The following is a 23,461-nucleotide window of genomic DNA, read 5'->3' as shown; positions in this document are numbered from 1 at the left end:
AACTAAGAAGCTCTTTTTATAACAATACATAAGCATAACAAGTAAATTATACTATAGATAAATAATTTTACTTTAATTAAAAATAATGGTACAATTTTTTTTATTGATTACAACAATTTCCTCTAGGTTAGAATCATCTAATAAACATACCATCCGAACGGAGAATAGAATTAGCTTCCGTTAAGCAATTTAACGCCAAAAACCACTCTGCTATTTTTAGTAAAATGTTCAAAAAGCAAAGCGAGACGTGGCAGCGGTTTTTAGTCTTTTCTTAGAGAGCTAAAGATGTTACTTAGACCTTAGCATTGTAAACTTGATCATAACCTTTTTGTTAATTCATGCATAATCTTTTGGTTTATTTCGACAGTAGCATCGCGACCGGCGGACTGCATATTCAATCTAATTAATATCTCATCTATTAGATAGCCTATAACGTCTTTACTGAGCAAGCGTAATATAACACAATATCATACAGTTATTTACAAGAGTTAAGCTAAAAATTAAATTAATTGCTTATGTAATATAATCTTCTTTTTACGGTGAAACAAAGTTCTATTTTCTATTAGCAAAATTATTAACATCTGCATTAAACCTGCTCACCTCACTGATATTATCAAAAAAATTACTGATAATATCAGTGAGGTGAGCAGTGAAAATACCATAGACTATAAAATTTAACCACAAGCACAGATATAAATAAATTGCTGATTATAAAATATTAATTATGTAACCAATCAAAAAACCGGAATATTCTCCAAACCAACAGTACGGATAACGCGTACAACTTCGTTTTTAAGTAATTCGAGTGTATCTAAACTTTGAGCCTCACAACGTGCAACTAATACGTCCTGCGTATTAGAAGCGCGCAGTAGCCACCAACCATTTTTAGAGCTTACTCGCACTCCGTCAATATTGTTTACTGAGATATCATCACGACCGTCAAGCAATGACTTAACATTTTCAATTACAGGTAGTATTTGATTCTTAGCACAAGAAAATCGAATTTCCGGTGTACTTAGCATGTTTGGTAGATCCTGATTCCAATCAGAAAGTGAACGATATGATGTTGATAACAGCGATAGTATACGTAAAGCAGCATAGAGAGCGTCGTCAAAACCATAATAACAATCTTTAAAAAAGATATGCCCACTTCTTTCGCCGGCTAACAAAGCACCAGTTTTCATCATCTTATTCTTAATAAGCGAATGACCAGTACACCACATCAAGGGTAATCCTCCTAAATTAGTAACATGATCAAACAGCACTTGACTAGCCTTTACATCAGCTATGACAGCGGCGCCTGGATTTTTAGTAAGAATCTCAGTCGCATAAATAGCTAAAAGTTGATCACCACAAATTACTTGGCCACTTTCATCAATTAAGCCAATTCGATCACCATCACCATCAAAGGCTATGCCTAGATCTGCTTTAGAGGATAATACGGCACTTCGCAAACCCCCGAGTGTGTTTGGTAAAGTTGGATCTGGATAGTGATTGGGAAAAGTTCCATCTATTTCAGAATAAAGCACTGTATGAGTACCAGGCAACGCATCAACCATAGCGGTCACCACTGGCCCAGTTGTACCATTACCACAATCCCAAACTACTGAAAGTTCTCGGCCAAATCGATAATCCATTAGTAAGCGAGATATATAAGCATCCAAAACTGGTACACTTTTTACTTTTCCAAAACCTGATGTATAGCTACCTGTCCTAGCAATTTGGCTCATAATTTGTATATCAGATCCAAAGAATGGTGCAGTGCCCAACATCATCTTAAAGCCATTATAATCTGAAGGATTATGTGAAGCAGTAATCATGATACCGCCATCAACGCCTAAATGATGTACTCCAAAATACAATGCTGGACTTGGACAGACCCCTACATCTAATACATCTATTCCTGCAGTTATCAATCCCTTAATGGTATAGTGTGCTATCTCTGATGAAGAGACACGACCGTCACGCCCAACCACTACACGAACACCACCACGCGATATGACAATCGTCCCAAAAGACTTTCCAAGCGCATAAGCATCAGCCATTTGTAGTTCACTACCAACCAAACCACGCACATCATACTTGCGTAGAATAGCAGGATCAAATTGATGCATCTCAGTCAAAGCCTAAGCCTCACTAAAATTGTCACTTATATTACTCGAAGATTGTAAGTTACGACCAATACATATATAAGTGATGCCAACATCCTTCATTACTTGCGGGTCATATATATTACGCAAATCAATCATTACTGGTGTTTTTAACATAGACTTTATGCGAAAGACATCAAGCGCACGAAACTCGCTCCACTCAGTAATAATAGCAACAGCATCAGCTCCATCCATAGCCTCATAAGCATTTTGATAGTATTTTATTTCAGGTAGCAACTTAATCGCCTCATCTATACCTTCAGGGTCATATCCGTGCACAATAGCACCAGCTTTTACCAATTCCGGTACAATGTCAAGCGCAGGGCTGTTACGTAAGTCATCAGTATTTGATTTAAAAGTTAATCCTAGTAAAGTTATAGTTTTTCCAGCAACTGAACCACCAATCGCATCAACTATTCGAGCAGCCATTGCCTTTTTGCGTTTACTATTAATATCCACAACAGTTTCAATGATACGTAGCGGTGAGTCATAATGCTGCGCAGTCTTAATTAGCGCCATAGCATCCTTAGGAAGGCATGAGCCGCCATACCCAGGTCCTGGGTGCAAAAATTTATGCCCAATTCTATCGTCTAATCCAATGCCTAAAGCAACTTCATGCACATCAACCCCCATCCGCTCACACAGGTCAGCCATTTCGTTGATGAATGTAATCTTAGTTGCTAAAAAAGTGTTAGATGCATACTTAATCATCTCGCTTGTTTCTAGCTCAGTGAAAAAAATTGGAGTCTCAGTCAGTAACAGCGGTCGATAAATTTGACGCATAACCTCGCGCGAACGATCGTTACTAGCGCCAATCACTACCCGGTCAGGATGCATAAAGTCATCAATTGCCACTCCTTCACGTAAAAATTCTGGATTAGAACAAACATCAAAATCACAATTCGGACAGCGCTCACGAATAATATGTTCAACCTTACGACTAGTACCTACAGGTACAGTTGACTTAGTAATTATAACCGTATATTCAGCAATATTATCAGCAATTTCAGTAGCAGCAGAATAGACAAAGCTTAGATCAGCATGACCGTCGCTTAGTCTACTCGGCGGAGTACCAACAGCAATAAAAACGGCATCGCAACTGCTCACTCCTTCTGCAATATCAGTAGTAAAAAAAAGGCGCCAAGCCTTAACGTTATTGACAACCAAATCTTCTAGACCAGGTTCAAAGATTGAAATCTTGCCCTCTTGCAGCATGCGAATTTTTTCTACATCTTTATCAACGCAAACCACTTCCACGCCAAATTCAGAAAAACAAGCACCTGTGACCAGCCCGACATAACCTACGCCGATGATCGCAATTCGCATTAATCTACCTTTGTTGTAGAATCAATTATAAACGTTATAATTGATTATAGATATGCTAATGCCTAAATACAACAATAAAGCAAAACTATTATTTGCTGATCATAGTTATTTTACTTGTATAAAATTTAATTTCTTGCCTATAACAAAGAAATAGCGTGAATGTGAATTTTTTTTCATAATCTATTTGTTTAAATATAGTAAGCAAGTAATTAAATATACTTACCGATTAAATTAAGTCTAATTATTTTTACTGATGTAGTTAATTACGATTAATAAATAATTAATTTATTCTAATGCTTTTCCAGAATTAATTGTTTTGAATAATATATTATTATAATAAAATAAAGAGATTTTCAATGAAGCTTATATAGTTAACAAATAAATTTTACTTATTTCTATTAAATAATTTCTATATATTATTCATATGATAAACACTTAAGAATCACTTTAAAATTTACATTTTTGTCCAACTTTCTTTCAAGAATAATTAAACATAACTACGATAATCGCGTTCTAAAAATAAATCCATAATAATATTGATACAGCAAAACAAATTAAAATAGTAATACTAAATCTGCTTTTCTTCTTATCAAGAGTGATAAAATTCATTGATATCAATACTGTTAATGCCTATAGATAAAAAAATTGTAAACAATATCATTTGATAGCAAAGAAGAAAGCAATATAGCTATTAATAGCAAATCAGCAATCAATACAGCTAAACAGCCAAAGGGCGAAATTAGGATAAGGTTGTCAAACGATTTGTATCCTCACATCAACTATCATAACTGAAGTAATAGATACTTATTATACAAATAACAGCGAGTAACAGAAACATCATCCTCATCTTAAGGATCAAAATTAGCTTGTCGAATATTATTAAAGGAAAAAGTATTTTATACAGGTGGTCAGATTAATTAAGCTTTTGCTCAATGACTGGTACTTATATACTCAAAATCTAATCTATGAAATACAGCATATATTAGTACTAATTAGTGTTATAGTTGTAAATTTTCCTAGTAATAAAACCAACTTAACTAACCTTCAAAGCAGTAAAATGTTATATACTTATGTATATAAGCTGTGATATCTATATCGATATTTTCCAACCAGCATTTAGCCAAAATGGAATTACTTAACAGACGATAATCGTCAAACACTTTATTGTATAAGCATAAAGAAAAGATATTATGATTATGCATTGTATTATTTGTGAAATCTTCAAGAAAATATTCGGGGAGGTTTATCTCAGAAACTTATCCTTTATATGTCGCAAAAAACATTATCATTAATTAAATTAATTTAAGGCAAAATCTTACAATAAGTTTAAAATATCAGTAATTAAACTTAAAAATTTTATAAAATACTAAATAAAAACAAAATCTTAATGTTTTCTTATTTTTTTAAAAATTAAATTAAAAATAATTTCATGGATAATAATTTGTTCAGGTATTTTTTTGTCAAAAAAAACATATTCAATTGTAGATAACTACAAATATCTTATAACTGATACATTAAGCAGAATTGAATAAATACATTATTTTTGCTGTTTGCCTAGCTACTCCACAATATTATCATACTAATTTATACAGTACAACGTAATTTAATAGTATATCTCTGTCGCAAACAAAAGAACAGTTAATAAAATTGTGCCTTGCTTTCTAATTTTAAGATGCATCATGCAGTTAATATAAAGTTTATTCTTTATCACAAAGAATTTCAGAATTCTGATTAACAGCTACTAAGTTTTTAAAAAAAATAATATAAACAAGTTAACTGATAATAAATAGAGAAGGCATTGATTCTATCATTATAGAAAACCAAAAATATTCTCATAATATAAATCAGCAAACTATTGCTTTAAAAATAAATACTAATTTATAAAGTTAAATTTCTTTACTTCTGTGAATTGATTTAACTATATACAAAACACATTAGCAATGAGTAAATTACTATACTCTTGTATAACAAGAACTATAAAGCAACATGTATAATATTTATCCAAAATAGACCTAATAAGTAACGAATTCTTTAAAAATAGAATAACATACGATTATATAATTTTAATTGTATTAATATTAAGCCAAAATAACTTGTTGTTTCCTAGTTTTGGTATACAAGAGTGACCGTCAATAACATAATTTCTCGTGAGAACAATTTATCCGCTGATACTAATCACTAAATTATTCACCCCAAGAATAGAATTATAATTCCATATAACAATTCTTTCTCCAGAAAGTATTAACGAATTTAACAACAAACAATTATTAACAGCACATAATTAAGAACAAACGTAACTATAAAATGCGACTGCAAATAAATTATTATATAGCTAGAATTTAATTAAAAAAATATCAGCTAGTTTCTAACTATTTGGAATTAGTAAGGTAAATATTTTTCAAACATTGTTAAAATATAAACTGTGGATAGCTATCTATTTCTTAGTTTATTCAATTAATATAATAAATAGTAAAAGCATTTTTTAACAAAAATCTCATTATAGTACAAAGTAAATAATAAATTTTAATTATTACTTTTAATAAACTTACAATTAGCATCTAAACCATAAGCAGTATGAAGAGCTTGCAGAGCAAGCTTAAGATAACCAGAAGATATCAGCACACTAATTCTGATCTCTGACGTGCTAATTAATTGAATATTAATACCACACTCTGCGAGTGTACGAAACATTATTTTAGCTACACCTGGCTCGCTACGCATACCGACTCCAACCACCGAAATTTTGCAAACCATTGTGTTATAAACAATATCTATATATCCTAGATCTTTCTTTAAAACATTAAGGACATTACAAACAAGATTAATATTACTAGAACTAACGGTAAATGTAAGATCTACAAAATTGCCACTTTGGCTAACGCTTTGAACAATCATATCAACATTAATATCTGCGTCAGCTAGAGCTTCGAAAATTGTACCAACTACTCCAGGACAATCAGTTAGTCCGATTAACGTTACTTTAGCTTCATCAGTGCTGTAAGCAATAGCGGTGACAACCTGCTTTTCCACTAATTCTCCCTCTTCAACTATCGATGTGCCTGGCTTTTTATCTAAGCTAGAAAGAACTTGGATAGGCAAACCATGCAGAGCTGCCACGGCAACTGCTCGAGTATGAAGCACCTTTGCTCCTTGAGATGCCAGTTCTAGCATTTCCTCATGTGCAACAAAATCTATCTTGCGTGCTTTTGTAATAAAATGTGGATCAGTTGTGTAAACTCCTTCTACGTCAGTATATATGTCACATCGATCAGCTTCCAATGAAACAGCTAAAGCTACAGCAGATGTATCTGACCCTCCACGTCCAAGCGTGGTAATACTTTTATTGGGTGCAATGCCCTGAAAACCAGCAACGACAGCTACCTTGCCTTCGCCAAAATCCTTTCGTATAATACTAGTATCAATCCTGACAATACGAGCGTTACCGTGAACGCAGTCAGTATAAAAAGGAATCTGCCAAGCAAGCCAAGATTTAGCTTTTACACCTAAATTTTGTAACGCTAATGCTAGTAACCCAACAGTTATCTGCTCACCTGAAGCAACAACTACATCATATTCTCTGCTGCTGCCTTTCATTTGTGCAACAGCATTAGTCCAAACAACAAGCTGATCTGTAGTTCCAGACATAGCAGAAACTACTACCGCAACTTCGTTACCAAGATCAACTTCGGCTTTGACAAGACACGCGACATTCTTTATACGATCTGTGTTACTGACAGAAGTACCACCAAACTTCATAACGATGCGTGCCATCGTTTACTGACTCCGATTATTTTGGATATATTATGTATTTTTAGTGCTCTAATTAACACAGTTTTTGATAAACAAATTATTGCTGATAATATTAAAATCCACTTATAGTACTTAACATTAATTGAGTAGCAAATAGATTACTTGTATACTTTTACGGATAAATTCATCATGCTGAAATCTTTGTTCCGCCTAATAAACAAAGCCCAATCTAATCAAACCCAACAAGCATCGAACAATACTATTACGCATAATACATTCGACATAGGCGTAATCAATAATTTTGCAGAAATCGCCGAATACTGGTGGGATCCAGAGAAGCATTATTGGCTTTTGCACTGCTTAGTACCCGTGCGTATGCAATTGATTAAAGACTTTTTAGCCCCACTAGGAAAAAACACCAGCACACTTCAAGCACTAGCTGGTCTTAAAGTGCTTGATGTTGGATGTGGCGGCGGATTACTGTCGGAGCCAATGGCTAGACTAGGAGCAAAAGTAATTGGTATAGACGCTGATTCTGCAGGGATAGCTATCGCCATTGATCATGCGCTGAAGATGGGACTAAATATTGATTATCGAATTGCAGCACCCGAAGATCTAGTTGACAAAGATGATAATTTCGACGCGATAATAGCTAGCGAAGTTATTGAGCATGTGAATGAAAAATCACTATTTTTAAATGCTTTAGCATCACTGTTACAGCCAGGGGGAATTCTTATAATAACTACAATTAATCGAACTTTCTGCTCTTATATAAAAGCAATCGTAGGGGCAGAATACATCTTGCGCTGGGTTTCTCTGGGCACCCATAGATGGAATAATTTTTTGACACCGTCAGAGCTTACAGAAATGCTAAAGAAAATTAACTTCAACGTACATCCAGCTTTTGGATTCACATTTAAGCTAAACGAGAATACTTTTGCGCTATCTACAAATGTGCGAATAAATTATGCGGTAATAGCTCAAAAAAAAGTTTAATCATTTATTAAAATAACCCAATTCCTCAATAAAGAAAGATTTTTTTTACTAATGAGATTAAAGTTGTATCGTAAAACAATAACTTACAGCATTATTCTAGACCAATAAACAACTTTATCGTAATATTACAGGCTGTACTTGTTATTAAATATACTAACAAATACAGCTATTCACCTTATACAAATCCCACTAACAAATTAAACAACCTCAGTCATAACTAATTAGATTCTTGATGATTGTCAAGATTCATACTTTACTTCAAAGATATACTCCCAAATAGAATCAATATAATAATTAGGTAAAATATACTAAACACACAAAAGGAACATCGACTCACTAATTAATTTAGCAACAAATATTTACATTATTATTTTTATAAGTTATTTCTACATTAGAAAAAAAAAGATTAAAAGGCTCATAGGGAAATTAATTAATTAAAAATTTAATTAAATTAACAATTAATTATTATTAAGATAAGTAAAATTTGAATAGTTATTAAAATAATTTCGCGACGAGCATTTAAAATCCTCTACTCCACCGTAGGACAAAGATATTTGTCTAGATTTATTTCATAATGTTTATCAATAAGAGTTGAGTTTTGCTAAATTATCTTTTGAAATAACAAGACAATAACTGATAAAAACCTTTTTACATAATCTAAAAAAAAACAAGTATAATGTTTGGATAATTATGCCAACTAGCAGTAAACATTAACTAAAAATATCATCAAATCGATAATCAACTTATACTACAAATACAAGGACTGGAAAAATTAATATTATAAGTTCTATTCTTTTTTTATCTTTTTGATAAAAAAAGAATAGAACTTCGTACAAAAGCCCAAGAATTATACTTAACAAAACAATTTTATATCAATTACCTAACTAAGATAATAGAAAACATCAACTGGCAGATGGATAAAGTGAAAAAACATTTATTTTCAATTTAATAAAAATTTACTGATGTAACTAGATAAAATATTCTTCAGTTAAACAAGACAATAAAAAAACGTAAAAAAATGTTGAAAAATGTCTCTAATTTAAACCATAAATAAAATGGTTGCGGGGGCAGGATTTGAACCTGCGACTTTCAGGTTATGAGCCTGACGAGCTACCGGACTGCTCTACCCCGCGGATATAAAGCTTTTTATTTACAAACACATCAACATCATAAAATACAATCTACAGATTACAAGACCTGGCAGTGACCTACTCTCCCACGCCTTAAGACGCAGTACCATTGGCGCTGAAGGTTTTCACGGCCGAGTTCGGGATGGGATCGGGTGTAATGCCTTCGCTATAACCACCAGGTCATGAAATCTAACATAAAGGTCATTAATTAAAAAAGTAATTTAAGTATTAATGTAAATACTAAAATCATCTAGATGCTGTCCATATGCTGCCAGTTGCGCATTATTTTTATCACACGCTAGCCGTTGGAGGCAGACGGATTTAATCACAAAGTTAGTTGGGGTGTGATCGATCAAGCCAATCGAACGATTAGTACTGGTTAGCTTCACGTGTTAGCACGCTTCCACACCCAGCCTATCTACGTGGTAGTCTTCCACGGTTCTCAAGCGAGACCTAGTTTTGAGTGAGGCTTCCCGCTTAGATGCTTTCAGCGGTTATCCTTTCCACACATAGCTACCCGGCGATGCGGCTGGCGCCACAACCGGTCCACCAGAGGTGTGTCCATCCCGGTCCTCTCGTACTAGGGACAGCTCCTCTCAAGTCTCGAACACCCACGGCAGATAGGGACCGAACTGTCTCACGACGTTCTAAACCCAGCTCACGTACCACTTTAATCGGCGAACAGCCGAACCCTTGGGACCAGCTACAGCCCCAGGATGTGATGAGCCGACATCGAGGTGCCAAACACCCCCGTCGATGTGGACTCTTGGGGGGTATCAGCCTGTTATCCCCGGCGTACCTTTTATCCGTTGAGCGATGGCCCTTCCACGCGGTACCACCGGATCACTATGACCGACTTTCGTCTCTGCTCGGCCCGTCAGCCTCGCAGTCAGGCAGGCTTGTGCCATTGCACTCAACGGCTGATTTCTGACCAGCCTGAGCCTACCATCGCGCGCCTCCGTTACTCTTTAGGAGGCGACCGCCCCAGTCAAACTACCCACCATGCAGGATCCCGGATCCGGATAACGGATCTCGGTTAGAAATCAAAAAATTAAAGGGCGGTATTTCAAGGTCGGCTCCACACTAACTAGCGCCTGTGCTTCATAACCTCCCGCCTATCCTACACATTAATCTTCTAATTTCACTACAAAGTTGTAGTAAAGGTGCACGGGGTCTTTCCGTCTGACCGTGGGTACTCCGCATCTTCACGGAGAATTCAATTTCGCTGAGTCTATGTTGGAGACAGCGGGGAAGTCGTTACGCCATTCGTGCAGGTCGGAACTTACCCGACAAGGAATTTCGCTACCTTAGGACCGTTATAGTTACGGCCGCCGTTTACCGGGGCTTCAATTCAAAGCTTGCACCTCTCCTCTTAACCTTCCGGCACCGGGCAGGCGTTAGACCCTATACTTCGTCTGGAAGACTTAGCAGAGTCCTGTGTTTTTAGTAAACAGTCGCTACCCCCTAGTCTGTGCCACCCTCCACTGGTTGCCCAATAAAAGGTCCCCCTTATCCCTAAGTTACGAGGGCATTTTGCCGAGTTCCTTCAACATAGTTCTCTCAAGCGCCTCGGTATTCTCTACCAGTCTACCTGTGTCGGTTTTGGGTACGGTCTATTAAAGGTGGAGCTATTTCCTGGAACACTTAGACAGCTCTTTCAATCCAATAAGAAAAAACCATTTTCAGCATCCGTCACTACCACCAGGTTTAGGAATATTAACCTAATTCCCATCGATTACGGTTTTCACCCTCATCTTAGGGGCCGACTAACCCTGCGCGGATTAACCTTGCGCAGGAACCCTTAGACTTACGGCGAGAGTGTTTCTTACACTCTTTGTCGCTACTCATGTCAGCATTCTCACTTCCGATACCTCCAGGACTTTTTACAAAATCCCTTCGCAGGCTTACGGAACGCTCCGCTACCATTCAGTTCTTGTATCAACTGAATCCTCAGCTTCGGCGGGCCGCTTGAGCCCCGGTACATCTTCGGCGCAGGCGGGCTTATTTAGACCAGTGAGCTATTACGCTTTCTTTAAAGGATGGCTGCTTCTAAGCCAACTTCCTGGTTGTCTTGGCCTTCCCACATCCTTTCCCACTTAGCTGCCACTTAGGGGCCTTAGCTGGAGGTCTGGGCTGTTTCCCTCTCGTCCACGGACCTTAGCACCCATGGACTGTCTGCTGCATTATACTCGTCGGTATTCGGAGTTTGGTTAGGTTTGGTAAGGTTCGCACCCCCTAGCTTATCCAGTGCTCTACCCCCGACGGTAATCACGCAACGCGCTACCTAAATAGCTTTCGCGGAGAACCAGCTATTTCTGAGTTTGATTGGCCTTTCACCCCTAGCCACAGGTCATCCCCGCCTTTTTCAACAGACGTGGGTTCGGTCCTCCAGTGCGTGTTACCGCACCTTCAACCTGCCCATAGCTAGATCACTCAGTTTCGGGTCTAATCCAACGAACTTAACGCCCTAATTAAGACTCGCTTTCGCTACGCCTGCACCTAACGGCTTAAGCTTGCTCGTCAAATTAACTCGCTGACCCATTATACAAAAGGTACGCGGTCACCTCTTAAAGAGGCTCCCACTGCTTGTAGGCGTTCAGTTTCAGATCTATTTCACTTCCCTTATCGGGATATTTTTCACCTTTCCCTCACGGTACTAGTTCACTATCGGTCATCGAGGAGTACTTAGGCTTGGAGGGTGGTCCCCCCATATTCAATCAAGGTTTCACGTGCCTCGATCTACTCACGGGCAAAAACAAGCAATACCGGTACTGGGCTATCACCTACTATGGCCTAACTTTCCAGAAAGTTCCCGTTTTCTTGCAATTGCCACTGGCCTGGTCCGCGTTCGCTCGTCACTACTAACGGAGTCTCGGTTGATGTCCTTTCCTCCGGTTACTTAGATATTTCAGTTCACCGGGTTTGCTTCGTTGCTTTATGCATTTATACAACGATGACCCTAAAGGGTCGGGTTTTCCCATTCGGAAATCTCTGGATCAAAGCTTATTCGCAGCTCCCCAAAGCTTTTCGCAACGTATTACGTCCTTCATCGCCTCTCGATGCCAAGGCATCCACCAAACGCCCTTGAGACGCTTGACCGATCCCACCTCCAACGGACAACGCATGCATTGTATATTTTGTTAATGATTATAACAAAAACTAGAGTAAAAGCGGTGATATCCGTACTAAGACAATTAAAAATCTTAGCACTTATAAAACTACTAAAACTATTTATACAACTAACAAAAATGCCATTTAAGCAGAACCGCTCAGCATTACAGTCAGCACCAACCCAGTTTTGACAAATCTTAACAACTTTGCAGTTCTAAAAGATTTTTTAAAAAAAACTGGGTCAACACTCTATTAACCATGTCTAAAAAACAAAAAGCCTGCTATTACAGGCTACCCATACCGCAATACAGGTAACTTATGTGCTTCCATACGAGATCCAACTTTTAATAATTATGCTCTAATTATCCAACTTAATTATCTAGATTAGCAAGTAAAATGGTAGGCTAGGGAAGATTTGAACTTCCGACCCCACGCTTATCAAGCGTGTGCTCTAACCAACTGAGCTACTAGCCCAGATAAAGTAATAAAAACTTAATGCTGCTACGCACTAAGTTGCAATGGGTGGAGGCGGACGGAATTGAACCGACGACCTACGGCCTGCAAAGCCGCCGCTCTCCCAACTGAGCTACGCCCCCCCTTTTTTTTAATTTATTGGGTGCGTCAAAACATTTATAGGACAACGCTCAAAAATACGTGCAACAAAGTTTTTTTAGTTTAAGTCGACCCCAATGAAAGAGATGCGCTGGCGGCGGCTATTAAATTTAGCCAGTTTTTTTTAGAAAGGAGGTGATCCAGCCGCAGGTTCCCCTACGGCTACCTTGTTACGACTTCACCCCAGTCGCTGACCTTACCGTGATCGGCTGCCTCCTTACGGTTAGCTCACCGTTTTCGGGTAAAACCAACTCCCATGGTGTGACGGGCGGTGTGTACAAGGCCCGGGAACGTATTCACCGTGGCATTCTGATCCACGATTACTAGCGATTCCACCTTCATGCACTCGAGTTGCAGAGTGCAATCCGAACTGAGACGGCTTTTGGGGATTAGCTCTAGGTCACCCTTTTGCTGCCCATTGTCACCGCCATTGTAGGACGTGTGTAGCCCAGCTCATAAGGGCCATGAGGACTTGACGTCATCCCCACCTTCCTCCTGCTTTTCACAGGCAGTTCCGCCAGAGTGCCCGGCCTAACCGCTGGCAACTGGCAGTAAGGGTTGCGCTCGTTGCGGGACTTAACCCAACATCTCACGACACGAGCTGACGACAGCCATGCAGCACCTGTGTGAAGGCCAGCCGAACTGAAGGTTACTGTCTCCAATAACCACACCCTCCATGTCAAGAGCTGGTAAGGTTCTGCGCGTTGCTTCGAATTAAACCACATGCTCCACCGCTTGTGCGGGCCCCCGTCAATTCCTTTGAGTTTTAACCTTGCGGCCGTACTCCCCAGGCGGAGTGCTTAATGCGTTAGCGACGACACTGAAGGACGAAGCCTCCAACGTCTAGCACTCATCGTTTACAGCGTGGACTACCAGGGTATCTAATCCTGTTTGCTCCCCACGCTTTCGCGCCTTAGCGTCAGATATACGGGCCAGGTAGCCGCCTTCGCCACTGGCGTTCTTTCCAATATCTACGAATTTCACCTCTACACTGGAAATTCCACTACCCTCTCCCGCTCTCGAGCTATGCAGTATCGAAAGCAGTTCCTAGGTTGAGCCCAGGGATTTCACTTCCAACTTACATAACCGCCTACGCGCCCTTTACGCCCAGTAATTCCGAACAACGCTTGCCCCCTCCGTATTACCGCGACTGCTGGCACGGAGTTAGCCGGGACTTCTTATCCGACTACCGTCATCATCGTCATCGGCGAAAGTGCTTTACAACCCTAAGGCCTTCATCACACACGCGGCATTGCTGGATCAGGCTTTCGCCCATTGTCCAATATTCCTCACTGCTGCTTCCCGTAGGAATCTGGGCCGTGTCTCAGTCCCAGTGTGGCTGATCATCCTCTCAGACCAGCTACCGATCAAAGCCTTGGTGAGCCATTACCTCACCAACAAGCTAATCAGACGCGGGCCCCTCTTAAGGCGATAAATCTTTCCCCCTTAGGGATTATATGGTATTAGCGGCCGTTTCCAGCCGTTATTCCATACCTTAAGGCAGGTTCCCACGCGTTACTCACCCGTGCGCCACTACTCTATAAAGAGCCGTTCGACTTGCATGTGTTAGGCATGCCGCCAGCGTTCGTTCTGAGCCAGGATCAAACTCTCAGGTTGATTGCTTACTTTATTAGGTATCAAACTAATAAAGATAAACTTCAACAAGAGCCATCCATAACATTCAAAAATTAACATACCAATACTGTCTATAAATTTAAAACGAGCATAGGAAGGATGCTATGGAAGGCATAAATTTTTTGGCGATTTTTACAACTAAACAAAAGCCAAAAGGAAAACAATCAAGCTAGCAATTCGTCGCTTAATTTGATTGTAATCTGGTAAAACCAAACAAACCGCCGCCCACGCATCCCTTTCATCTTCACAAACAATGTCAAAAAGCAATTTAAAAATCATTAACTCACAAGTAACAATAAAGCTATATAAGCGATACTGCAGAATATTCAAACTATCTGTTGCTCATTCACTAAAAATGCTGCGTTAGCAGAAGAAGGATCGATATAGCTATACCATCTTCAGAAAACAAGTATTTTACGTAAAAAAAAGCTAGGTGATGCAATTATTTTAACTCACCAACAATTTATTGTACATTTCTCGTAAGGATCTTTGTTCAAGGTATTAACGTTACTTTGGGATATATGCAGAGCCATTTTGGAAAGTATAAAATATTGAAGAACTTATTGTGGAAGGGAAGTTTAAACAAACTTTTGCACAAAAAAAAAATTAATTCATTCTGTCATTTAACAATATATAACAAAATTACAAAAAAAATTTAAAACTATTTACAGTTTGCTACTGTTGCCGAATTAAGATTTAAATATCTCCAAAGACTAGATTATAGATATAACATTGAGAATAATTTTTATTACTTAATCAACCAATTTTAAATTAATTTTATAAGCTTAATATTAATGAATACGATTTTTGACCGTATTCATTAATAGATATATCTATATCTATATTAATAGATTAAATTTGATTACTACATTAATATTTTTTAATGTTAAAAATTTTAACATTAAAAAAATTATAGATAAATTTACTCAATATAACCAAAAAAAGTACAAGCTGTAACTTAATCAGAACTAAAATACAAAAAACATCTGTCACGCTTTATATTCTCATTCTGCACACATAACTGGCAAATAATCACATATTGTAAACTTGCCTTACTTAAAAGTAATCCTCTAAGAAATAAGTTTAATCAAACCAAATAATTCCTCTTCAGTTAATACTGTGATACCCATTCCCCTGGCCTGCATTGCCTTATAGCCTGGATCTACTCCAACTACAATATAATCTATTTTTTTTGACACAGATGTAACAACCTTAGCACCAAGCGATTCTACTAATGATTTAGCTTCATCGCGCCGAAAACTCTGCAGGGTACCTGTAAAAACCATGGTTTTGCCAGCAATGTAATTATCAGATACTTGAGGTGCCTTAAGTTCTTTAATTGTAATTTCTTTGATTAATTCATCAATCAATTTTCTGTTGTAAAAATTAGCGAAAAAATCAATTAATTCATTGACTAATGCATCTCCAACATGATTGATATTGATCAACTCAAGATAAGCATTACTTGTCATTTTAACTGCTTGCATTAGTGCACAGCGCATGGTATCTATAGCACCGTAATGATTAGCTAGTACCCCAGCCATACTTTTTCCTACTTGGCGAATTCCCAGGGAATAAATAAAACGCTCTAAGCTTATCACTCGTCTTCTCTCAATGGCTGTTAACAATTTATCAGTAGATAGTATCTTACTTTCTTTATCACCAATAAGCTTATTACGATGTTCCCTAAGTCGGAAAATGCTAGCTGGAGTATCAATTATTCCCCAATCATAATATTGTGATATCTGTTTTGCACCAAAGCCGTTAATGTCGAAAGCCTCACGACTAACAAAATGTTTTAATCGCGCAATCGCCTGAGCAGAGCAGTTTATGCTGTTGCTGCAGCGGCGCGTCGATTGATCATCTAGCCGGACTGTTTTAGAGCCGCAGCTTGGGCAATAATTGGGGAATATGTATTGCTGTGAATTATTTGGTCGTTTATCATTAATCACTCCAATCACTTGAGGAATTACATCACCTGCGCGATGAATCATTACAGTATCACCCACCCGGATGTCATTGCGGTAGATTTCATCCTCGTTATGCAAACTTGCGTTAGTAACAGTCACACCACCAACTTTTATCGGTTTCAATCGAGCGACTGGAGTTAAGCTACCAGTACGGCCGACCTGAATAACAATTTCGCGCAAAACAGTGCTGGCTTGCTCAGTTTTAAACTTGTGAGCAATAGCCCAACGCGGTGAGCGACTAATCACGCCAAGCCGATTTTGCCAATCAATTCTGTTAATCTTGTAAACCACTCCGTCAATTTCATAAGGTAAGTTGCAACGCTTTGCAGCAATCTTTGAGTAAACTTTAAGCACATCCTCCACATTGTCATGCAGTTCAGATAGTGGATTAATAGTAAAATTCCATTGTCGTAAATCCTTAAGACATTCTTCTTGGGTATCAGCGTAAAAATTACTAACCCCCCCCCAAGAATATGCAAAAAATCGCAAAGGTCTGGTTCGAGTAATTTGAGGATCTAGCTGCCGGAGAGAGCCAGCAGCAGCATTACGTGGGTTAGCGAAAAGCTTAGCACCAGCATTCGCTTGGCGTTTGTTTAAAGCAAGAAAATCATCCTTGTTAATATAAATTTCGCCGCGCACCTCGAGAACTTTTGGTACATTTTTTGGCAAAATTTTAGGAATTTCTTTAATACTTTCAAGATTACGCGTAACATTTTCACCTTCCATGCCATCGCCACGAGTTGCTCCTTGAACTAGTTTGCTATTTTCATAGCGCAAAGAAATTGATAAACCGTCAATTTTGGGCTCAACCATCATAGCAATAGGGGTGTCATTGGGAACCTTAAGGAGACGACGTACACGACATGTAAACTCTTTAACATCTTCATCGTCGAAAGCATTAGTTAACGACAACATTGGATGAGCGTGGCGAACTTTGGTAAAGCCTTTCGCTGGTCCAGGTGCTACGATCTCGCTTGGGCTATCATATCTTTTCGACTCTGGAAATCGTTGCTCAATTGCCTTGTTACGCAAGCGTAATTGATCATATTCCCAGTCATTCATACTAGGCGTATTTTTCTGATAATAAAGTACATCTGCTTTAGCGATGAGTTTAGCTAGGCGAGCTAGCTCTTCTTTCGCTTCCGATTCACTCAATTCTTCAATTGCTTTATATTTAATATAATCCATGAGAATGATTTACTTTAATAGTAGATATCTTACGTTTTAGCAAAGTCGCAAATTGTTTTGCCTCCCTTTATTATCTTCTAGAAATTCTCTTAATGTAGAGATAAAAATTATCAGCAAATTTAATATCTTTAAAAGATTTTAAAGCACAAAACTTTTTTGATTAGCTGAACGTTAAGCTCCTATTTATTCATTGAAATATTTAATAAGCATAATAACTGGCAATATATAGTTATTCATTTGAAGCTGCAGGTTGCTATGATAACCTTGAGAGGCTTTATTTAACACAACAATAAAATTTTAATTAAAATCACTTTGTTAAAAAAATAAAAAAATTAGAGCTTAAAATTCATTTATAACTTTATATTATCCTTTAAGGAAGGAGTATATTAGTTAATATTATTCAACTTCCTTTCCGGTAATCAATTAATCAAACTGTTAAATGCAATAATTAGCTTTTGTATAGATTAAGTTAGGCAACTTACATAAAGCACTACCAGTGTAAATCGTTAATTTTGCTTGTCCACTGAAAATTTTGATTTAAAATATCAATTTACTAAATTGAGCTGCTATGTTATCAAGTTTGATGCTAGCTGAAGCAACTAAGAAATCTTTATTGTAATCTATTAACGTGCAATCCTGCACTTAGTTTTACAGGACTTATCGTCTAGGTCTGCCGAAAGATAGAAATCCTTTTTTTAAGTTTAGTCCTGACAGAACTCATATTTCATTTATCAAGTAAAATAAAAAATACGCAAGTTATTTGTTAAAGGTTATTTAACTGTTAAGCAAATCTACTTAAGTTATTAGATTAGAAGCGAGCTATGATTGCAACAGAATTGCTATCACCGTCTAAAATTAGACCGTCTAGTCTAATGTAAAAAACATTATAAACATTTAATTTACTTCATCAATCAAAGGATTGCATGGCAAATAACTAAATCTAATTTAAACAAACAAAGCATAAATGCCTTGATACACTGTTTGAATTAGATTTACCCAAAACTCGACAAAAGTGTCATAGATTAATCAGTGATGTCATTATCAAAAAGTTTCTTTCTCTTTAGTTAAATCATTGCCTGTTGAACAACAGCGTACAATAAATAGTTAATTTACAATGCATTAAACGAATCGCGACATTGACTAGTATTTTACAATGGTCATTTTTGCTAATTGAAATATGCTGTATCGATTCTATCGATACTTTGATCGTGCTTAATCATTATTCAGCAATGAATAAGCATGTTCGTACCATTTCGATCCAAGATCATTATACCCAAGCACTGAAATAGTACGCTTAGCTTCCTCAACCAAACCTAGAGTCATGTAGCACTCTGCCATGCGCATCAACGCTTCAGGCAACTGTTCAGTGGTATCAAATTCTGTAATAACATGCTGAAAGCGATTAATAGCAGAAAGATATTGTCCTTGACGCATATACCAACGTCCAATATTCATTTCTTGACCAGCTAAATGATTAAGAGCTAAGTCAATCTTGAAATTAGCATCACGAGCATATTTTGAATTGGGAAAGCGTTTAACCAACTCTTCAAAGGAAGAAAGGGCCTCGCTAGTTAATTTCTGATCGCGTTCCACATCAACAATTTGTTCATAGTAACATAAACCTTTGAGATAAAGTGCGTAATCAACATTGTGATTACCTGGATTAAGCTGAATAAAACGATCCAGTGCTGCCAGCGCGTCATCATATTTGTTTGACTGATAAAGCGCATATGCAGACATTATCTGCGCCTGATTTGCCCAAACAGAATACGGATGCTGTCGTTCAACCTCATCGAATAAAGAAGCTGCTTTTTTAAAATTGCCCAAAAGTGCTGCATTATAAGCATTATTATACAATTCATCGACAGTTTGTTCAACATACTTTGGAGTATGTTTTGTGCTGCACGCCGACAAAATACTACCTAAAACAACAAAAAAAAATCTTAATGTAATAGCTGTTAATGATGCAATATTCGCTATACGTTCGACTAATAGCATTGTTGCGTACACATTCTTATTAACCCAGAAGCCAAGTAAATTAATAATTCAATCAAAGCAATTAAAAAACTCGCATATTCAAGTACAAAGATCAATTAATTATGTCTATTCAAACTACAAAATAGCAGTGCTTGCCATATGGCAAGCACTGCCAATGCGGAAGTATCAGCGCACAGTAAACGCTTTCCTAAACTAACATGTTTGGCAAAGGGTAGTTTGCTTAATAGTTCAAGTTCTAATTTAGCAAATCCACCTTCTGGCCCAATCAAAAATCCTACTTTTTTCATAGAAAAATCTACGTCCATAGATATCATTTCAGCAATTGGTGTGCCACCAGTTTCGTTAGCTACAATCATAGCACGATCAATTGGCCAAGAATCAATCAAGTTATTAAAATTATCTAATTCACAAACTTTTGGGATAGTAAGTCGATTACTCTGCTCTGATGCTTCAATAACGTTAGAACGCATGCGCTTAATATTAATTCGGTTAACTATGGTACGATGCGTTATCACCGGCCAGAGTAGCATAACGCCAAGCTCCGTTGCTTTTTGAACTGTAAAATTAATACGATTACGCTTGATTGGAGCGAAAGCGAGCCAAACATCTGGCTCATCGCTCTGCTCACGTGTTTGTTCTACGATACAAAGATCAGCTGACTGCCTAGCAACTTTGATAATCTTTGCTCTCCATTCACCATCATAACCGTTAAACAGTGCTACTTCATCGCCAAGGCCAAGTCTTAAAACGTTTTTTAAATAATGAACTTGCTTCTGTTTAAGAGAGAATATCTCAACTCCATTTAGTGAGGAGTTAACATACAAGCGTGTTTCAATTCCATTTTTCATTAAGCGCTATATAGCCAACCTTTATTGTAGTATTAGGTAAATATACTAGCTGTAAACCAGCTCTATTAAACGAAAGATGTAATTATATTTAAGTCATAAATTTTATTATTTGTAATTAATTTTTTTTCAAAAAAAAGAATTTTCATTCTTTATGCGACTACTGGAAATTTAGCTACAAAAAATTATTGATTAGAATTAATTTTCTATATTGCTATCATTTTAGATACTAAAATTAAAATTTAATCTAAACGATTGGTTTGTTTTTCCAAAAACTAACAATATTGCCAATAATTCTTTCAATTCATATTTACAACAAATGCATAAAGCTACAGCTTTTTATTAAAATTATTTATAGCATAATTTTTTACAATTTAAACATTAAGAAAAAAATAATTTACTTGTTGAATAATTACATCTTATTTTATAAGATCTATAATTTAAATCATTCTTTAGATAATATACTATTTTAGTGGTTTGGATTTAAAAAATCTTCTTTAAGAAAAACAAATAAGATTAGATAAAATGTTTTATAATTGATAAAACTACAATAGTACTTATAGTAAATGTAAAATTTATAATAATCCAAACATAGTAAAATATTTAATACATTAACTATTTTACTATGTTTGTCTAGTGGGCCGTGGAATAGCTACAGAATGAAAACCACCATCTACATGAACTACCTCACCAGTCACACCCGAAGACAAGTGTGATAATAAATACAATCCAGTCCGACCAACTTCTTCTAAAGCTGCATTACGCCCCAGCGGTGCTACGTTTTTAGAAAAACGGAAAGTATAACGCGCATCAGCGATAGCAGAACCTGCTAGAGTACGCATTGGACCAGCCGACAATGCATTCACGCGGATACCATTTGGGCCTAGATCAACGGCAAGATATCTCACACTCGCTTCAAGCGCTGCCTTAGCTACACCCATAACGTTATAGTTTGGTGTGCTACGCTCAGCTCCAAGGTATGATAATGTTAACAAACTGCCTCCATCTGTCATCAAAGGTGATAAACGTTGTGCTAAAGCTGTAAACGAAAAACACGATACATCCATAGTATTAATAAAATTTGATCGAGATGTTTCGTAATACTTTCCCTTAAGTTCTGCCTTGTCTGAATAAGCTACAGCGTGCAAAGAAAAGTCAATTTTACCCCACCTATCCTTAATCTGACTAACTACAGAATCAAGCGAATTATAATCAGTGACGTCGCATTGCAATACAATATCAGCGTGCACAGAATCAGCTAACGGTTTTACTCTCCGCTCAATGCTCTCGTTCTGATAGGTAAATGCAAGCTCCGCACCTTGCTCTGCTAGTACAGCAGCAATCCCCCAAGCGATCGATCTGTCATTAGCAACTCCGACAATAAGCCCGCGCTTACCGGCCATAATCGGCTGGGGAGAGGGCGAATTCGACATAGATCTCCTGTTTTTTCAATGTCTCGACAGTGCGACAGGTTCATTGAAATTTCTTGGTCTATTAAGCAAAAAACGTGCAAACCAGCTTCTCAGACGTCTCCTCGTCGAAAGGCAAGAACTGCATTTGTGCCACCAAACCCAAAACTATTTGATAACGCTATATTAACGTGTTGACCTAATATAGGCTCACGTACAATTGGCATAGCCTCCGCTTCTGGTTCGATTGCTTCAATATTAATCGAAGGAGCGATAAAATTACCGTTCATCATCAGTAATGTGTAAATCGCTTCATGCACTCCGGCTGCACCTTGACTATGCCCAGTCATTGATTTAGTAGAGCTAATTAATGGAATTTTATTTTGATTACGAAATGCCTCGGAGATTGAAATCAGCTCAACCATATCACCTACTGGTGTGGAAGTTCCATGAGTATTGATGTAGTCTACTGGATCGTGGACATTAGCCAGTGCTAATTGCATTGCACGTAACCCACCCTCGCCAGAAGGAGCTACCATATCAGATCCGTCTGAGGTAGCACCATAACCAATAACTTCACCGTAAATATTTGCTCCTCTGGCTTTAGCATGTGTAAATTCCTCAAGCACCACTACGCCACCCCCACCCGCAATCACAAATCCATCACGATTTGTATCATACGGTCGTGAAGCCTTCTCTGGTGAATGATTATATTTAGAAGACAACGCACCCATAGCATCAAACAAAACTGACAAGGTCCAATGTAACTCTTCGCCACCACCAGCTAAAATTATATCTTGTTTGCCATATTGGATTAGCTCTACACCATTACCAATACAATGAGAGCTTGTCGAACAAGCTGAGCTTATCGAATAACTTAGGCCATTTATTTTATAAATTGTTGATAAATTAGCAGAATTAGTCGAAGACATCACCCTTGGTACCATGTATGGCCCGATTCGTTTTGGAGTTTTTTCTCGCGCAGTGTCAAAAGCTTTCATCATATTACGAGTTGATGGACCTCCAGAGCCCATTACCAATCCCGTGCGTGGATTAGATATGTCGGCATTTTCTAATCCACTATCCGCGATAGCTTCTTCCATAGCAAGATAATTGTAACCAACGCCGTCTCCCATAAATCTTAAAAGTTTTCGATCAATTCGTTCATCAAGATTAAGTTTTAACGAACCATGTACATGGCTACGAAAACCTATCTCTTTATACTCGGGAGCAAAAGTGATTCCTGATCGACCTGTTTTTAGAGATTTAGTCACTTCTAACTTATCATTGCCAATAGGGGAAATGACACCGATACCGGTAACGACGACGCGTCGCATTTTG

At 37.5% G+C, this 23,461-nt stretch carries 9 protein-coding genes, 3 tRNA genes and 3 rRNA genes; 1 reads left to right on the top strand and 14 read right to left on the bottom strand.

The genetic code is table 11. The features are described 5' to 3' along the window. Positions 1-734: 734 nt before the first annotated feature. The 3 genes from pgmG to A1OE_RS00415 all read right to left on the bottom strand — a co-directional run bounded on the left by pgmG (position 735) and on the right by A1OE_RS00415 (position 7,247). On the bottom strand, positions 735-2,114 hold the full coding sequence (gene pgmG, locus A1OE_RS00425; protein ID WP_015087838.1) for a phosphoglucomutase/phosphomannomutase PgmG: 1,380 nt from the start codon (positions 2,112-2,114) through the stop codon (positions 735-737). Positions 2,115-2,126: 12 nt separating this feature from the next. After that, positions 2,127-3,476: a UDP-glucose dehydrogenase family protein gene (locus A1OE_RS00420; protein WP_015087837.1), complete on the bottom strand. Its 1,350-nt coding sequence runs from the start codon at positions 3,474-3,476 to the stop codon at positions 2,127-2,129. Positions 3,477-5,999: 2,523 nt separating this feature from the next. Then, entirely contained in the window at positions 6,000-7,247 is a 1,248-nt protein-coding gene (locus A1OE_RS00415) for an aspartate kinase (RefSeq protein WP_015087834.1), read from the bottom strand. A gap of 168 nt (positions 7,248-7,415) precedes the next feature. Between A1OE_RS00415 and ubiG the strand changes: the two genes are divergently transcribed. Then, positions 7,416-8,222 (top strand): bifunctional 2-polyprenyl-6-hydroxyphenol methylase/3-demethylubiquinol 3-O-methyltransferase UbiG, encoded by an 807-nt coding sequence (gene ubiG / locus A1OE_RS00410; protein ID WP_015087833.1) that lies wholly within the window; start codon positions 7,416-7,418, stop codon positions 8,220-8,222. A gap of 1,056 nt (positions 8,223-9,278) precedes the next feature. Here ubiG and A1OE_RS00405 read toward each other — a convergent pair. The 11 genes from A1OE_RS00405 to fabB form a co-directional block, all read right to left on the bottom strand. Then, positions 9,279-9,355 (bottom strand) — tRNA-Met (locus A1OE_RS00405). A 62-nt stretch (positions 9,356-9,417) separates the two neighbouring features. After that, positions 9,418-9,532 (bottom strand): 5S ribosomal RNA (gene rrf, locus A1OE_RS00400). Between the two features lie 168 nt (positions 9,533-9,700). After that, a 23S ribosomal RNA gene (locus tag A1OE_RS00395) occupies positions 9,701-12,451 on the bottom strand. Between the two features lie 409 nt (positions 12,452-12,860). Continuing rightward, positions 12,861-12,937 (bottom strand) — tRNA-Ile (locus A1OE_RS00390). A 49-nt stretch (positions 12,938-12,986) separates the two neighbouring features. Next, a tRNA-Ala gene (locus tag A1OE_RS00385) sits at positions 12,987-13,059 on the bottom strand. A 144-nt stretch (positions 13,060-13,203) separates the two neighbouring features. After that, a 16S ribosomal RNA gene (locus tag A1OE_RS00380) occupies positions 13,204-14,692 on the bottom strand. The 16S, 23S and 5S rRNA genes sit together here with 3 tRNA genes alongside, the layout of an rRNA operon. A gap of 1,088 nt (positions 14,693-15,780) precedes the next feature. After that, positions 15,781-17,868, bottom strand: a complete 2,088-nt coding sequence (gene ligA / locus A1OE_RS00375; protein ID WP_015087828.1) for an NAD-dependent DNA ligase LigA — start codon at positions 17,866-17,868, stop codon at positions 15,781-15,783. A 1,212-nt stretch (positions 17,869-19,080) separates the two neighbouring features. After that, entirely contained in the window at positions 19,081-19,866 is a 786-nt protein-coding gene (locus A1OE_RS00370) for an outer membrane protein assembly factor BamD (RefSeq protein ID WP_015087827.1), read from the bottom strand. A 95-nt stretch (positions 19,867-19,961) separates the two neighbouring features. Then, complete coding sequence (locus A1OE_RS00365) at positions 19,962-20,714, bottom strand: 16S rRNA (uracil(1498)-N(3))-methyltransferase (RefSeq protein WP_015087826.1); 753 nt, start codon at positions 20,712-20,714, stop codon at positions 19,962-19,964. Between the two features lie 620 nt (positions 20,715-21,334). Continuing rightward, on the bottom strand, positions 21,335-22,144 hold the full coding sequence (locus A1OE_RS00360; RefSeq protein ID WP_044283174.1) for an enoyl-ACP reductase FabI: 810 nt from the start codon (positions 22,142-22,144) through the stop codon (positions 21,335-21,337). Positions 22,145-22,233: 89 nt separating this feature from the next. After that, positions 22,234-23,457 (bottom strand): beta-ketoacyl-ACP synthase I, encoded by a 1,224-nt coding sequence (gene fabB, locus A1OE_RS00355; protein ID WP_015087822.1) that lies wholly within the window; start codon positions 23,455-23,457, stop codon positions 22,234-22,236. Positions 23,458-23,461 lie beyond the last annotated feature (4 nt).

This window comes from Candidatus Endolissoclinum faulkneri L2 (assembly GCF_000319385.1).
Classification (GTDB): Bacteria; Pseudomonadota; Alphaproteobacteria; order Thalassobaculales; family Thalassobaculaceae; genus Thalassobaculum; species Thalassobaculum faulkneri.
Note: the sequence above shows the minus strand (reverse complement) of the source record. Positions and strands in the feature narration are given on the sequence as shown.